Consider the following 14,029-nt stretch of genomic DNA (forward strand, 5'->3'; position numbering starts at 1 on the left):
CCGCCATACAACTCCGCTAGACTCCGTGGGATGACCGAAACCGCTCAAGCCGGCCAGCTGCGCCTGGACACCTCCGCCTCCCCGCCCCTGCTGCAAGTCAGCGGCGACTGGACGCTCGCCCATTTCGCCGACCTGCAGCGCCAGGTCGGCGCGCTGGACGGCCAGCGCGCCCATGCCGGGGGCTTCGACTTCCGCCAACTCGGCGCCCTCGATACCGCCGGCGCCAGCCTGCTCGCCGACCTGATCGGCGCCAGCGGCCTGCAACGCCTGGACGAGATCGCCGCGGACGTGCCCAGGGAGCGCCGCGACCTGCTGCGCGCGGTGGGCAGTTCCATCACCCAGTGCCGCCTGCACGAGAAGAAGCCGCCGCCGAACAACGCCCTGGCCGACCTGCTGGAACGCATCGGCTGCGCCATGGAAACCTTCTGGAAGGACCTGGTGGGCGTGCTCGGCTTCATCGGCCTGACCCTCGAAAGCCTGCTGCGCTGCGCCCTCAACCCACGGCGCTGGCGGCCCACCTCGCTGGCCGCGCACATGGAGCAGACCGGCCTGGACGCCGTGCCCATCGTGGCCCTGCTGACCTTCATGGTCGGCGCCGTGGTGGCCTTCCTCGGCGCCACCGTGCTGAACAAGTTCGGCGCGGCCATCTACACCGTCGACCTGGTGGGCTTCTCGTTCCTGCGCGAGTTCGGCGTGCTGCTCACCGCCATCCTGCTGGCCGGGCGCACCGCCAGCGCCTTCACCGCGCAGATCGGCTCGATGAAGTCGAACCAGGAGATCGACGCCATCCGCGCCCTGGGCCTGGACCCGATGGAACTGCTGGTGCTGCCGCGGGTGCTGGCACTGCTGCTGGTGCTGCCGCTGCTGACCTTCCTCGCCATGCTCTCGGGCATCGTCGGCGGCGGCGTGGTCTGCGCGCTGTCGCTGGACATCTCGCCGCGCATGTTCATGGTCATGCTGCAGAACGACATCGCCGTGCAGCACTTCCTGGTCGGCCTGGTGAAGGCGCCGGTGTTCGCCTTCGTGATCGCCGTGATCGGCTGCCTGGAAGGCTTCCGCGTCAGCGGCAGCGCGCAGTCGGTGGGCGAGCACACCACCTCGGCGGTGGTCCAGTCGATCTTCGCGGTGATCGTCATCGACGCCATCGCCGCGCTGTTCTTCATGGAGATGGGCTGGTGAGCGACGAAGCCATCATCCAGGTCCGCGACCTGTGCAACCGCTTCGGCGACCACGCGGTGCACGAGCACCTGGACCTGGACGTGCGCCGCGGCGAGATCCTCGGCGTGGTCGGCGGCTCCGGCACCGGCAAGTCGGTGCTGCTGCGCGCCATCATCGGCCTGCGCCGGCCCCAGGAAGGGCGGATCCAGGTGTTCGGGCAGAACCTGCTGGAGTTGCCGCCGGAGCAGCGCTCGAAGATCGAGCGGCGCTTCGGCGTGCTGTTCCAGAACGGCGCGCTGTTCTCCTCGCTGACCGTCAGCGAGAACGTCTGCCTGCCGCTGATCGAGCACGCCGGGCTGGCCCGCGAGGACGCCGAGTACCTGGCCAAGGTGAAGATCTCCCTGGCCGGCCTGCCGCCGGAGGCCGGCGACAAGTACCCCTCGGAGCTGTCCGGCGGCATGGTCAAGCGCGCCGCCCTGGCCCGCGCCCTGGCCCTGGACCCGGACATCCTGTTCCTCGACGAGCCCACCGCCGGCCTCGACCCCATAGGCGCGGCGGCCTTCGACCAGTTGATCCTGACCCTGCGCGAGGCCTTCGGCCTCACCGTGTTCCTGGTCACCCACGACCTGGACACCCTCTACACCATCTGCGACCGCGTCGCGGTGCTGTCGCAGAAACGCGTGCTGGTGGTCGGCAGCCTCGACGAGGTGGCCGCCAACCCCGACGCCTGGGTCCAGGACTATTTCCACGGCCCGCGCGGCCGTGCCGCGCAGCAGGCGGCGGACCGCCTGCGGGAGGAGAACTGAATGGAAACCCGCGCCCACCACGTGGTCATCGGCCTGTTCACCGTGCTGGTGGCCATCGGCGGCCTGCTCTTCGGCCTGTGGCTGGCCAAGAACAGCAGCGACCAGCAGTACAACTACTACGACGTGATCTTCACCGAGGCGGTGACCGGCCTGTCCCAGGGTGGCACCGTGCAGTACAGCGGGATCAAGGTCGGCGACGTGGTCAGCCTGCGCCTCGACCCGCAGGACCCGCGCAAGGTGCTGGCGCGCATCCGCGTGTTCGACCAGACGCCGATCCGCCAGGACACCCGCGCCAAGCTGGCCATCACCGGGGTCACCGGCACCGCCATCATCCAGCTCAGCAACGGCTCGCCGGAGAGCCCGCCGCTGGTGGGCAAGGACGGCCAGGTGCCGGTGATCAAGACCATCCCCTCGCCACTGAGCAAGCTGCTGGCCAACGGCGAGGACATCGCCACCAACGTCAGCAACCTGATCAACAACGTCAACCGCATGTTCTCCCAGGAGAACGTCGACCGCATCAGCCGCACCCTCGACCACATCGACCAGGCCACCGCGGTGATCGCCGAGCAGCGCGGTGACATCCGCCGCACCGTGCAGGAACTGGCCGCGGCCAGCGAACAGGCGAAGCTGACCCTGGCCAATGCCAGCCAACTGCTGGGCAACGCCAACCAGTTGCTCGGCAGCCAGGGCAAGGACACCCTGCTCAGCGCCCGGCAGACTCTCGCCGCACTGCAGCGCAGCAGCGAGAAGATCGACCGCCTGCTGGACAGCAACTACGACTCGGTGAACGGCGGGCTGAACGGCCTGGGCGAGATAGGCCCGGCGGTGCGCGAACTGCGCGCCACCCTGGAGAACCTGCAGCGGGTGACCCGCCGCCTGGAAGAGAACCCGACCAACTACCTGTTCGGCGGCAACCGCACCAAGGAGTTCCAACCATGAAGGCCCCCCTGCGCCTGCTCGGCTACAGCGCCCTCGCCGCCCTGCTCGGGGCCTGCTCGATCCTGCCCAGGGCCGAGACCCCGGACGTCTACCTGTTGCCGGCGCAGCAGCAACCGCCACGCGCCACCCCGGCGGTGGACTGGTCGCTGCGGGTGCTGGCGCCCCGGGCCAGCCAGGTGCTGGACAGCAACCGCATCGCCGTGCAGCCCAGGGGCGACCTGCTCAGCGTCTACAAGGGCGCCCGCTGGGCCGACGCCACCCCGCCGCTGCTGCGCGACCGCCTGCTCGACGCCTTCCGCGCCGACGGCCGCATCCAGGCCCTGAGCAGCGACGAGGTCAGCCTGCAGGCCGACCTGGAACTGGGCGGCGACCTGCGCGCCTTCCAGGGCGAATACCGCGACAAGGGCGTGGAAGCGGTGGTCGTCCTCGAAGCCCGCCTGGTGCGCAGCGCCACCCAGCGCATCGTCGCGACACGCCGCTTCGAGGTCCGCCAGCCGGCCACCGGGGAAAAGGTGCCGGAAGTGGTCACGGCCTTCGGCCAGGCCACCGACCGCCTGGCGACGGAGGTGGTGGGCTGGACGTTGCAGCAGGGGCAGGCGCAGAAGTTCGAGCGGTGAAAGACCGCCCCCCATGGCACGTAGGGCGCATAACGCCTACGGCGTTATCCGCCGTTTGGCCTCAGTCCCCGGCGGCGCCAAGGCCAACCTCGGTGTTGGCTGTGGCCCCAGCGTATCGGCGTATAACCGCGAACGGTTATACGCCCTACGGAGCGCCTTTCGCAGGATGGGTTGAGCGAGCGAAACCCATCGCCACGGCTAGTCGGAAACCCGCCTGCGCCAACCCGGATCGGTCAAGCGATAACACTGCAGGGGACTGCGCGGCGAATCCGGTTGGGTCATTTCCAGCAATCCGGACGCCATCGCCGGCCCCAGGTAGTTCTTCCGGAAGGTTGGCCGGTGCGACAACCCCAACCTGCGCATGATTTCCGAGGACTTGAGGGCTTCTCCCTTGTTGAAAGCCTGCAACAGCTGTTGCACGCTCTCGTTTACTTGATCGGTAACTTGATCGCTTACTTGTTCGGTCTGCGCGACTTCGTCCATGGCTGCCAGTAATGCCCGCAACATGTAGTCAACGAAGGGCGTCGCCTGTGCAACATGGTCGGCCTCGGCCAAGGCCGCGTAGTAGGCCTCCTGCTGAGCATGGATGACCGTCTCCACCGGCAAATAAGCCAACAGCGGATTCCAGCGACTGAGTATCAAGGTCTGCCAGAGTCGCCCCATGCGCCCGTTGCCATCGGCGAACGGGTGAATGAATTCGAACTCGTAATGAAAAACACAACTCGCCAGTAGCGGGTGCCAGTCCGTATGGCCCAGCCACTCCAGCAACTGCCCCACCAGCGTCGGGATACGGTTGGCCGGCGGCGCCATGTGTAGCAGTTGGTCACCCCGGTAGATGCCAACACCGCCCTGTCGAAAATGCCCCGCGTCGTCGATGAGCCCTTCCATCAGGCTGGCGTGGGCTGCCAATAGATCGGGTTGAGAGGTCGGGTGCCAGGAAGGCAGGTATTCATAGGCGCGAAAGGCATTGCGCACTTCCTGGATTTCACGGGGCAATCCCAGCACCCGCTTCCCCTCCAGCACGGCAGTGACCTGCTCGACGCTGAGGGTGTTGTTTTCGATGGCCAGAGAGGCCTGAATGGTACGGATACGGTTGCCGCGCCGTAGTTGAGGCGTCAATGCCGAGTCGCCACCCACCGAAAGTCGGCCGACCCGCTCGCAGATTTCACCGACCAATCGCAGCAGTGAAGCGGAAAGGGCAAGCGGTGGTTCATAGGCCTTCATGGCGATATCTGGTCCGAGTCTGCGCAGGCATCCGAAGCGATAGTGCGTACATTGGTAGCACTGCCACCCGCGGCAGACACCGAGCGCACGTTATTGATTCTCCACCCGCCGCAACAGATAGGTATCCATGATCCAGCCATTGGCCTCGCGGGCCTCCAGGCGGGTCTCGCGGATGCGCTCGGCGACTTCGTCCAGGCGCCCGGCGACCAGCAGCTCGTCCGGGGTGCCGACGTAGGCGCCCCAGAAGATCTCCAGGTCCTGGCCGCGCAGGCCGGTGTAGCTGTCCTGGGCGTCGAGCATCACCACCACGTCGTCCACGCCGGCGGGCATGCCCTCGCGGGCCAGGCGGCGGCCGGTGGTGATCTGCACCGCGCCGCCGATGTGGTTCAGCGGGATGCGGTGGCGCGCGGCCAGGGCCTGCACGCTGGTGATGCCGGGGATGACTTCGTAGTCGAAGCGCAGCCGGCCGCTGGCGAGGATGGCGTCGAGGATGCGGATGCTGCTGTCGTACAGCGCCGGGTCGCCCCAGACCAGGAAAGCGCCGCATTCGCCGTCGGCCACGTGCTCGTCGATCAGTTGCTCGAACAACGCCTGCTTGGCCGCATTGAGGTCCACCACGCTGCCGGCGTAGTCGGCCACGCCGCGCTCGCGCTCCGGCAGGGAGGCTTCCACCAGGCGGTAGTCGGTGCGCTCGACGTAGCGTTCGCAGATGTCGCGGCGCAGGTCGAGCAGCTTGGTCTTGCTGGCGCCCTTGTCGAGCAGGAAGAAGACATCGGCGCGGTTCAGCGCCTTGACCGCCTGGATGGTCAGTTGCTCGGGGTCGCCGGCGCCCACGCCGATCAGCAGCAGTCGTTTCATGGTCATTTGCAGTGGTAGGGGCTTTCGCCTTCCAGTTCCTGGTCGGCGTCGAGGTCACGGATGATCACCGTGGCCTTGGGGTAGCTGGAGCAGAGCGCGTTGCGCACCGTGTAGAGGCCGGTGCCCTGGGCCAGGAAGGACTTCTTGTTGAGCTTCTGCCCGTTGGCGTCGACGGCGTCGATCTCGTAGTGGCCACCGAAGGTCTTGCAGCCGCCCAGTACCAGCAGGCTGGCACCGAGCAACAGGGGAATCGCTTTCATTGCCTCTCCTTGTCTGCGACCGGCAAAGGTGCGAAGCCGGTCATTCTGAGGATGTCAGGCCTGCTTCGACAAGCCCGGCGGCCATTTGCTCCCTCAGCGCTTGCCCATGGAGCGGCGCGAGCCGCGGGGCGCCGGCGGCCGGCGTACGTCCTTGTCGTGGGCCTTGCGCGGCTGGTAGCCGGCGGCGGCGTCCTTCTGCGCGGCAAGGGCGGCGCGGGTCAGTTCGGCCAGGGACAGCGGGGCCTGGGCCGGGGTGTCCGCGCTGTCGTCGCGCGGCGGCTGTTGCGAGGAAGTCATGGTGTGGACCGGATGAGGGATACGGAAACGGCGCCCATCATACCCGATAGGCGCCACGCCCGCTGCTGCTCAGGCGCCGACCGGTTGCCCCGCGGGCCCCGCCGGCTGCGCCTGGCCGAGGCTTTCGTCGAAGCGCAGCAGGCGCCCGGCGTTGCCCAGCACCAGCAGGGTGCTGAGGTTGTGCAGCACGGCGGCGATCATCGCCCCGGCGGCGCCGAGCAGGCCGAAGGCGGCGGCCGCGACTATCGCCAGGGTCCAGCCCAGGCCGATCGCCACGTTGACCTGCAGGGTGCGCCGGCACTGGCGGCTCAGCCGCACGCAGGTGCCCAGGCGGCGCAGGTCGCTGCCGATCAGCACCACGTCGGCCGAGGCCAGGGCGATGTCGGCGCCGCCGGCGCCCATGGCCACGCCGACCACGCCGGCCTTGAGCGCCAGCGAGTCGTTGATGCCGTCGCCCACCACCAGCGGGCGGAAACCCTTGTCGATTTCCTCGCCGACGCGGCGCAGCTTGTCTTCCGGCAGCGCCTGGGCGCTGACCTCGGCGATGCCCACCTCGCGCGCCACGCCCTCGGCGACGCTGCGACGGTCGCCGGTGAGCAGCAGTTGGCGGCCCAGGCCCAGTTCGCGCAGCTCGGCCATGGCCTGGGGCGCTTCCGGACGCAGGCTGTCGGCCAGCAGCAGCCAGGCGCGGAAACGCCCGCCCAGGGCCAGGCCGGCGATGGGGCCGTCGTGCTCGGGCACCGGCGCCGTGGCGATGCCCAGCTGGGCGAAGAGTTCGGGCCGGCCCAGGGCCGCCTCGCCCTGCGGGGTGTGGGCGAGCACGCCCAGGCCCTGGCGTTCGCGGATGTCTTCCAGCGGGTGGTAGGCGTCGTGGGGCACCAGCGCGGCCAGGGCGCGACTGACCGGGTGGCTGCTGGCCGCGCCAAGGCTGGCGGCCAGCTGGCGCAGGGCTGCCGAGTCTTCCCCCGGCTCGCCGCGCAGGGCCTGCAGGCGCAGGCTGCCGTGGGTCAGGGTGCCGGTCTTGTCGACCACCAGCGAGGTCAGGTCGGCCAGTTCCTCGAGGAAGGCCGAGCTGCGGATCAGGATGCCGTGGCGCGCCGCCACGGCGATGCCGGCGATGGCCGTGGCCGGCGCCGACAGCACCAGGGCGCAGGGGCAGGCGGCCACCAGCACGGCGAGCATGGCCTGGGGGTCGTTGGTGACGAACCAGGTGACCGCGGCGATCAGCAGTACCAGCACCATGTAGAGCCCGGCGTAGCGCTCCAGCAGGCGGGTGATCGGCGGCTTGGCGCGTTCGGCGCGCTGCATCAGGGCGATCACCTTGCCCAGGGTGGATTCCTCGCCGGTACGCGTCACCTCGATGCGCAGCAGGCCGTCGAGGTTGATGGCGCCGCCGTAGACCTCCATTCCCGCGCCGGCCTCCAGCGGCACCGACTCGCCGGTGATGGGCGCGGTGTCCAGGCTGGCCTGGCCGTCCAGCACCCGGCCGTCGGCCGGCACGCGGTCGCCGGCGCGCACTTCCACCTGGTCGCCGGCGCGCAGCTGGGCGTTGTCCACTTCCTCCACGGCGCCGTCGGCGCGGATCCGCCGGGCCTGGCTGCGGGTCAGGCGGCCAAGGGCCTCGATGGCTTCCTGGGAGCCGATCACGCTGCGCTCTTCCAGCACGTGACCGAAGATCATGATGATCGGCAGCAGCGCGGCGGTCAGCAGGTCGCCGGTGGCCCAGGCGCCGAGCATGGCCAGGGCGATCAACTGGTCGGTGATGCCGTGCAGGCTGGGGTGGCGCAGGCTGGCGGTGGCCGAGCGCAGCACCGGCACCGCCACCAGCAGCGAGGCGACGCCCAGCAGCAGCTGCGCCACGCCCTCCTGCTGCGGCGCCAGCCAGCGCCAGAGCAGGCCGAGCAGCAGCAGGCCGAGGGCGAGCATGGCCAGGCTCAGCTGGCGGGCGGCGGCGCGCTGCTCGTCGCGGCTGAGCATGGCCCCGGTGAGATGGCCGTGGCTGTGGCCATGGTGATGGCCGTGGTGGTGGTGTGCGCTCATCGATGGCTCAGGTCATTGGGTCGACGCGGTGTCGTCATCCTTGAGGATGGTCGCCCGGGGTGGGAAGCGCGTGTCCGGGCGCTTCACGTATTCCTCGGCCTCGGCTTCGGTCAGCACCCAGATCTGGTTGATCTGGCCGCTCTGGCCAGTCTTCAGCGCGACGAACTTGTCCTTCAGCTGCGGCATCAGGCCGTTGACGATGAACAGGTTGTTCTCGGTGCGGATACGCACCGAGACGGCCACCGGGTAGCTCACGGTCTTTTCGTACAGCCCCAGGCTGACCACCTGCTTGAGCAGATTGGGCTTGGGCCGCTTGAGGGTGATGACCGGGAAGCTGGCGCTGTCCACCACGCCCACCAGCATGCCCGAGGGCAGCTCGCGGCCGGCCTCGGCGCTGCCGGCGCCGAGCAGCATGCCCAGGGCCAGCAGCAGTGCGCCCAGGGGGCGCCAGCGGTTGCCCCGCGACGGAGTGGAGGAGTGCCGGTAAGCGACAGCGTTCATGGAGTGTCCCGCCCTAGGTGTTTTCTCGGAATGTGGGTGTCGGGCCCGTGGCCCTCGGCGAGCCTAGCGCGTCCGTGTGACATCTGTCCGCCCATTGCTTCACGGCTGCGGCCCCTGGAGGATCAGGCGGCCGGCGTCGCGCGGATCGACCGTGGTCACCGAACCGGCCTTGGCGAGTATGCCCGGCACCCGCTCGCGGTACAGCCGCAGCAGCAGGCCCGGGTCCTGGCTGGCGGCCAGGCTGGCGATGGTGGCGGTGTCGGCATGGGCCTTGGCCAGGCGCTCGCCGGTCTGGGCGCGGGCCACCTGCAGGGTGCGGTCGGCGGCCTGGGTGGCTGCCTGGGTCTGCCGCGCGGCGTCGTTCTGCGCGCTGGCGACGTTCTGCTCGGCCAGTTGGCTGGCGGTGAGCACGGCGTTGAAGGCGCTCACCGCCTCGCGCGGCAGCGAGGACTGCACGTCCACCCGCTCGATCTCGATGCCCAGCCCGCTGCCGGCGGCAGCCAGTGCCGCCAGGCTCTGGTTGACGCCCTGCTGCAGGTCGCCGCGCAGGCGCTCGCGGCGCTCGGCCACGGCGCTGTCGCTGCCGACCAGCTCGGGGCGGGCGACCAGGATGGTGTCCAGGTCGCGGGCCGCGCACACGGCCACAGCATTGCGCGCCACCAGGCGGTCCAGCGCCGGCAGCACGTGCTCGCCCTGGAGCACGTAGGCGTAGGGGTCGACCACCTTGTAGAACACCCGCACGTCCAGCTGCACGACGCCGGCGTCGCCGGTCAGCAGGTAGCCGGAGCCGGCCGTGGCGTCGTTGACCAGGCTGACGTCGAGGTCGGCCTTCTGCGCCTGGGCCGAGCGCAGCAGGGTTTCCACCCGGCGCTCGATGACCCGCTCGGCGGCCGGCAGCAGCACCACCTGCTCGAAGGGCCGCGGCCAGGCCAGCAGCAGGCCGGGGTTGGCGATGCGCTGCAGGGCGCCCATGCGCAGCACCACGGCGCGGCTGTCCGGGCCGACCTCGCGGACGTTGGACAGCGCCCAGCCGAGCGCCGCCAGCAGCGTCACACCATAGAGCGCGACGAACGCCAGGCGCCCGGCCTGCAGCCAGGGGCTGCCGCCCTCCCCGCGCTCAGTCATGCTGCGCACCCGGCTTCGGCGCCGGCAGTTGCGGCGGGCCGTCCACCAGCACGCGGAAAGGCGCGGCGTCGGTACGCAGGACCAGGCGGGTGCCGGAGTTGACGATGGTGCCCAGGGTGTCCAGCGAGCGCAGCAGGTTGTACAGCTCGGGCGAGCCGGCGTAGGCCTTGGCGTAGATCTGCGCCGCCTCGACGCGGGACTGCGCCTCGATGTCGGCGGCCTTGACCGTGGCGTCGGCCTGCAGGATGCGCGCGTCGCGCTCGGCGGCGGAGCGGATCTCGGCGGCCTTGCGCTTGCCCTCGGCGGTGCGCTCGGTGGCGATGGTCTCGCGCTCGGCGCGCATGCGGTCGACGGTGGCGCCGAGGGTCACCGAGGGCAGCGTCAGGCGCTCGATGCCCACCTGCAGCACGCGCACGCCGTAGGTATCGCGCAGGGTCTTGTCGATCTGGGCACGCAGGCGCTGCTCGAAGTCGGCGATGCGCACCTTGCCGCCGTCGGTGTTCACCAGGTCGGCCAGGTCGAAGCCGCTGGCGGTGGTTTCCAGGGCCGAGCCGACGAAGGTGCGGATCTGCCGCGCCGCCTCGTCCGGCTGGTTCTGCACGGCGCGCATGAAGCGCTGCACGTCGTCCGCATCGGGCTGCACCTGCCAGGCCACGTAGGCCTGGACGATGATGCGCAGGCCGTCGCGGGTGCCGACGTCCTGCAGGCCGCTGGAGGTGGTGCGCAGGCGCAGGTCCACCGGGATGGCCGCCTCGAAGGGCACCGGCAGGCGCCAGGCCAGGCCCGGCTGCAGCAGCACCCGCACCGGGTTGCCGAAGCGGGTGACCACGGTCGCCTCGCCGGAGCGCACCTGCACCAGGCAGGCGCTGGCGGCGGCGAACAGCACCAGCAGCGCGGCCAGGGCCATGCGCCGCCAGGGCATGGGCCCGGCGCCGGCGTGCTCATGGTCGTGATGAGGGTGGCCGTGCTCGTGGTCGTGGTGCGCGTGGTCGTGGCTGTGCGACGAACTCAAGGGGCGAGCTCCTGTTTGGCCGGCTTGCGCGCCGGGTCGAAGGGCGCGGCGAGGAAGCCGCGCAGGTCGAGGGTCGGCGCATCGCCGGCGCCCAGTCGGTGGTCGATGACCAGGGCGCTGGCACTGCCCAGGCCCTGGCCCAGGCGGGCGAAATACTGTTCCAGCAGGAACGACTGGCCGGCGTCCTGCCAGGCCTTGCGCTCGGCGCCGAAGCGCAGGCCGGCGGCCCGGGCCGCGGCCAGCGTCTCGCGGGCGTCGGCGTTGGCCTTGTCCACTGCCTGGCTGGCGGCCAGGCGGGCCTCGTTGCTCTGTTCGGCGGCCTTGCCGCGCTCGCGGGAGATCAATGCCTGGGCGGTGATCTGTGCCGCCTGCACGCCGTGGTAGGCATTCGCCGCACCGGCCGGCGGGTGGATGGCCTCGACCACGGTGGCGAGGATTTCCACGCCGCTGTGCAGGTCGTCGAGGTCGGCCTGCACGGCCTTGCCGATGTCCTGCGCCAGGGCCTCGCGCTGGCCGCCGAGGACGCTGTCCAGGGTGCGCGAGGCGAAGTCGTGGACCAGCACGCGGCTGGCCGTGCTGCGGATCAGCGCCGGCACGTCGGCGCTGTTGTAGGTGGCGGCCAGGGCCGCGGCATCGCTCAGGCCGATGCGGTAGACGAAGCGCACGTCCATGTTGACCACCTGGAAGCTCTGCTTGCCGTCGGCGGCGCTGGCGATCACCTGGGATTTCTCGCTGCGGTGGGAAGCGTCCCACAGGCGGTTGGCGCTGTCCGGCGCGGGGCCCTCGGCCGGGCCCGGCGGGTCGGCGGTGGCGGAATCGCCGGAGGTGGCCAGTTCGTGGATGACGCCGTTCTCCACCGCGATCACCCGCCCGAACGGCCAGGGCAGCCCGGCATGCAGGCCCGGCTGCAGCACCGCCTCGGGCTTGCCGAAGCGCTCGTAGACGCCGCGGCCGTCCAGGGGCACCTCGTGGATGCCGCTGAGCAGCCAGCCCACCAGCGCCACCAGCGCGGCCACCGGCAGGAAGGCGCGGCGCATGAAGGCGAACGCCCAGACCTGGCGCAGGTCGATGCCGAAGCGCTGCTGCAATTCGTCCTGCAGGAACTGCAGCGGCCGCGGCGGCCAGCGCAGTTGCCCGGCCACCAGGCTGCGGGCGACCAGGCGCGGCTCCTCGCGCCCGCGCTGCGGCAGGAAGGCGGAAAACACCGCGCGCGCCAGCAGCTCCACGGCCACCGCGGCGGGCAGCAGGCCGAGCAATACCAGCAGGCGCACCGGCCAGAGGTTGTCGGCGCTGGCGAACAGCAGGCCGGGCAGCGACAGCAGCTGCACGGCGATGACCAGCCGCAGCAGCGGCGCCAGGGCGGCGGCCTCCGGCCACTGGGCCGCGGTGCTGGCAGCAAGGTGGCGCTCCAGCACCAACAGGCCGAAGGCGCCCAGCAACAGCAGGCCGGCGCCGACATAGGCCGCCTGGCCGAGGTCGGCCCCCGGCAGCGCCAGGCTCCAGCCAGCGCGGATCACCAGCAACGCGGCGACGGCGAGCCCGGCCAGCCAGAGCGCGCCGGGACCGACGCGCAGCAATAGCCCGCGGATGCCACGGCCGATGCTGTCGAGGAAGCGGTCATAGGCACTCAGCGCCTCGGGCGGCAGCGCCTCCTGCGCCACCTCGCGCCCGCCGAACCAGCGCAGCCCCGGCTCCTGCCCCAGCGCCCGCGCCCGCCAGGCGTCCACACGCCAGGCCGACTGCGCCGCCGCGGCCAGCAGCAGCAAGGCCGCGGCGTTGTTGCACAGCAATGGCAGCCAGGGCGAACGGGCAGCGAACAGGCCGATGAGGATCGCCAGGAGGAACAGCAGCCCGGCCAGCACGGCGCTGCCCAGGGCCAGGGCGAACAGGCGCCGGGCATGCACCGCGGCCTGCTGGAAGCGCGGCAGCGCCTGCAGGTCCTCACCCGCGGTGTCCAGGTCGACTCGCATCACAACTCCAGAGGCGGCCATGGGGCCAGCCGGTACATCGGCGCGCAGGGAAACAAAATGTAACCTTATAACAGTCGGGGTGAAATTCTCGTCGAGACTCGGCGCAAAGAAAAGCCCCGTCCGCGATTTGCCGCGCGGCCCCGCAGCGTTCTATCTTGGCGAACCGTTCAAGTACCGCCGAGGTCCCCGATGAGCTCCCTGCGCGAATCCCTCGCCCGCTTCCCCCGCCTCGACCTGGTCGGCGCCCCCACTCCACTGGACAAGCTGGAACGGCTCTCGGCGCGGCTGGGCCGGGAGATCTTCGTCAAGCGCGACGACCTCACCCCGCTGGCCATGGGCGGCAACAAGGTGCGCAAGCTGGAGTTCCTCGCCGCCGATGCGCTGGCCGCCGGCGCCGACGTGCTGGTCACCGCCGGCGCCATCCAGTCCAACCACGTGCGCCAGACCGCGGCGCTGGCCGCGCGCCTGGGCCTGGGCTGCCTGGCCCTGCTGGAAAACCCCATCGGCACCGCCGACGCCAATTACCTGGGCAACGGCAACCGCCTGCTGCTCGACCTGTTCGGCGCCCAGGTGGAAGCGGTCGCCAACCTCGACGACGCCGACGCCCTGCTGGAGCAGGCCTGCGAGCGCCTGCGCGCCCAGGGGCGCAAGCCCTACCTGGTGCCCATCGGCGGTTCCAATGCCCTTGGCGCCCTGGGCTACGTGCGCGCCGGCCTGGAACTGGCCGAGCAGGTGCGCGCCAGCGGCCGCCACTTCGCCGCCGTGGTGCTCGCCTCCGGCAGCGCCGGCACCCACGCCGGGATGGCCCTGGCGCTGGCCGAGGCACTGCCGGAAACCCCGGTGATCGGCGTCACCGTCTCGCGCCCCGACGCCGCCCAGCGGCCCAAGGTGGAAGGCCTGGCGCAACGCACCGCGGACCTGCTCGGGCGGCCGCTGGCGGCGCATTGCGCCGTGCACCTGTGGGACGCCTACTTCGGCCCGCGCTATGGCGAGCCCAACGCCGGCACCCTGGACGCGCTGCGCCTGCTCGCCGCGACCGAGGGCCTGCTGCTCGACCCCGTCTACACCGGCAAGGCCATGGCCGGCCTGCTCGACGGCGTGGCCAAGGGCCGCTTCGCCGACGGCCCGCTGCTGTTCCTGCATACCGGCGGCGCCCCGGCGCTGTTCGCCTACCCGGCGTTCCTGTGAATTCACACGGGTTATATGAATAAGAAATTTTATT

The 14,029-nt window shown here is 70.7% G+C and carries 14 protein-coding genes; 5 read left to right on the forward strand and 9 right to left on the reverse strand.

Annotated elements, in window-relative coordinates; all coding sequences use genetic code 11:
* Positions 1–30: 30 nt before the first annotated feature.
* The 4 genes from VV867_RS06425 to VV867_RS06440 are packed head-to-tail and all read left to right on the forward strand — an operon-like array spanning position 31 to position 3,520.
* Entirely contained in the window at positions 31–1,179 is a 1,149-nt protein-coding gene (locus VV867_RS06425; RefSeq protein ID WP_328565900.1) for an MlaE family ABC transporter permease, read from the forward strand.
* On the forward strand, positions 1,176–1,964 hold the full coding sequence (locus VV867_RS06430) for an ABC transporter ATP-binding protein (protein WP_328565901.1): 789 nt from the start codon (positions 1,176–1,178) through the stop codon (positions 1,962–1,964). The genes VV867_RS06425 and VV867_RS06430 overlap by 4 nt, the downstream gene beginning before the upstream one ends.
* On the forward strand, positions 1,965–2,903 hold the full coding sequence (locus VV867_RS06435; protein ID WP_328565902.1) for an MlaD family protein: 939 nt from the start codon (positions 1,965–1,967) through the stop codon (positions 2,901–2,903).
* Positions 2,900–3,520, forward strand: a complete 621-nt coding sequence (locus VV867_RS06440; RefSeq protein ID WP_328565903.1) for an ABC-type transport auxiliary lipoprotein family protein — start codon at positions 2,900–2,902, stop codon at positions 3,518–3,520. The genes VV867_RS06435 and VV867_RS06440 overlap by 4 nt, the downstream gene beginning before the upstream one ends.
* Before the next feature lie 198 nt (positions 3,521–3,718).
* Here the strand turns inward: VV867_RS06440 and VV867_RS06445 are convergent, their stop codons facing one another.
* From VV867_RS06445 to hflK (VV867_RS06485), 9 genes are all read right to left on the reverse strand, one after another.
* A complete protein-coding gene (locus VV867_RS06445) occupies positions 3,719–4,744 on the reverse strand; it encodes a Fic family protein (RefSeq protein WP_275627359.1) in 1,026 nt (341 codons plus the stop codon).
* A gap of 90 nt (positions 4,745–4,834) precedes the next feature.
* The gene (gene cobF / locus VV867_RS06450; protein WP_328565904.1) at positions 4,835–5,602 is read right to left on the reverse strand and encodes a precorrin-6A synthase (deacetylating); all 768 of its coding nucleotides are present in this window, start codon (positions 5,600–5,602) and stop codon (positions 4,835–4,837) included.
* A gap of 2 nt (positions 5,603–5,604) precedes the next feature.
* The gene (locus tag VV867_RS06455; protein ID WP_275627361.1) at positions 5,605–5,862 is read right to left on the reverse strand and encodes a hypothetical protein; all 258 of its coding nucleotides are present in this window, start codon (positions 5,860–5,862) and stop codon (positions 5,605–5,607) included.
* A 93-nt stretch (positions 5,863–5,955) separates the two neighbouring features.
* A complete protein-coding gene (locus VV867_RS06460) occupies positions 5,956–6,159 on the reverse strand; it encodes a hypothetical protein (RefSeq protein WP_009618454.1) in 204 nt (67 codons plus the stop codon).
* Between the two features lie 69 nt (positions 6,160–6,228).
* The gene (locus VV867_RS06465) at positions 6,229–8,199 is read right to left on the reverse strand and encodes a cation-translocating P-type ATPase (RefSeq protein WP_328565905.1); all 1,971 of its coding nucleotides are present in this window, start codon (positions 8,197–8,199) and stop codon (positions 6,229–6,231) included.
* 12 nt (positions 8,200–8,211) lie between these two features.
* Complete coding sequence (locus VV867_RS06470; RefSeq protein ID WP_256595967.1) at positions 8,212–8,700, reverse strand: hypothetical protein; 489 nt, start codon at positions 8,698–8,700, stop codon at positions 8,212–8,214.
* 99 nt (positions 8,701–8,799) lie between these two features.
* On the reverse strand, positions 8,800–9,825 hold the full coding sequence (gene hflK, locus VV867_RS06475) for a protease modulator HflK (RefSeq protein ID WP_328565906.1): 1,026 nt from the start codon (positions 9,823–9,825) through the stop codon (positions 8,800–8,802).
* Positions 9,818–10,837: a protease modulator HflC gene (gene hflC, locus VV867_RS06480; protein WP_328565907.1), complete on the reverse strand. Its 1,020-nt coding sequence runs from the start codon at positions 10,835–10,837 to the stop codon at positions 9,818–9,820. Before hflC ends, hflK (VV867_RS06475) begins: the two co-directional genes overlap by 8 nt.
* A complete protein-coding gene (hflK, locus tag VV867_RS06485; protein ID WP_328565908.1) occupies positions 10,834–12,807 on the reverse strand; it encodes a protease modulator HflK in 1,974 nt (657 codons plus the stop codon). The genes hflC and hflK (VV867_RS06485) overlap by 4 nt, the downstream gene beginning before the upstream one ends.
* A 189-nt stretch (positions 12,808–12,996) precedes the next feature.
* Here hflK (VV867_RS06485) and VV867_RS06490 point away from each other — a divergent pair, with 189 nt between their 5' ends.
* Complete coding sequence (locus VV867_RS06490) at positions 12,997–13,995, forward strand: D-cysteine desulfhydrase (RefSeq protein WP_328565909.1); 999 nt, start codon at positions 12,997–12,999, stop codon at positions 13,993–13,995.
* The last annotated feature ends 34 nt before the right edge of the window (positions 13,996–14,029 follow it).

This window comes from Pseudomonas sp. JH-2 (genome assembly GCF_036231725.1).
Classification (GTDB): domain Bacteria; phylum Pseudomonadota; class Gammaproteobacteria; order Pseudomonadales; family Pseudomonadaceae; genus Pseudomonas; species Pseudomonas delhiensis.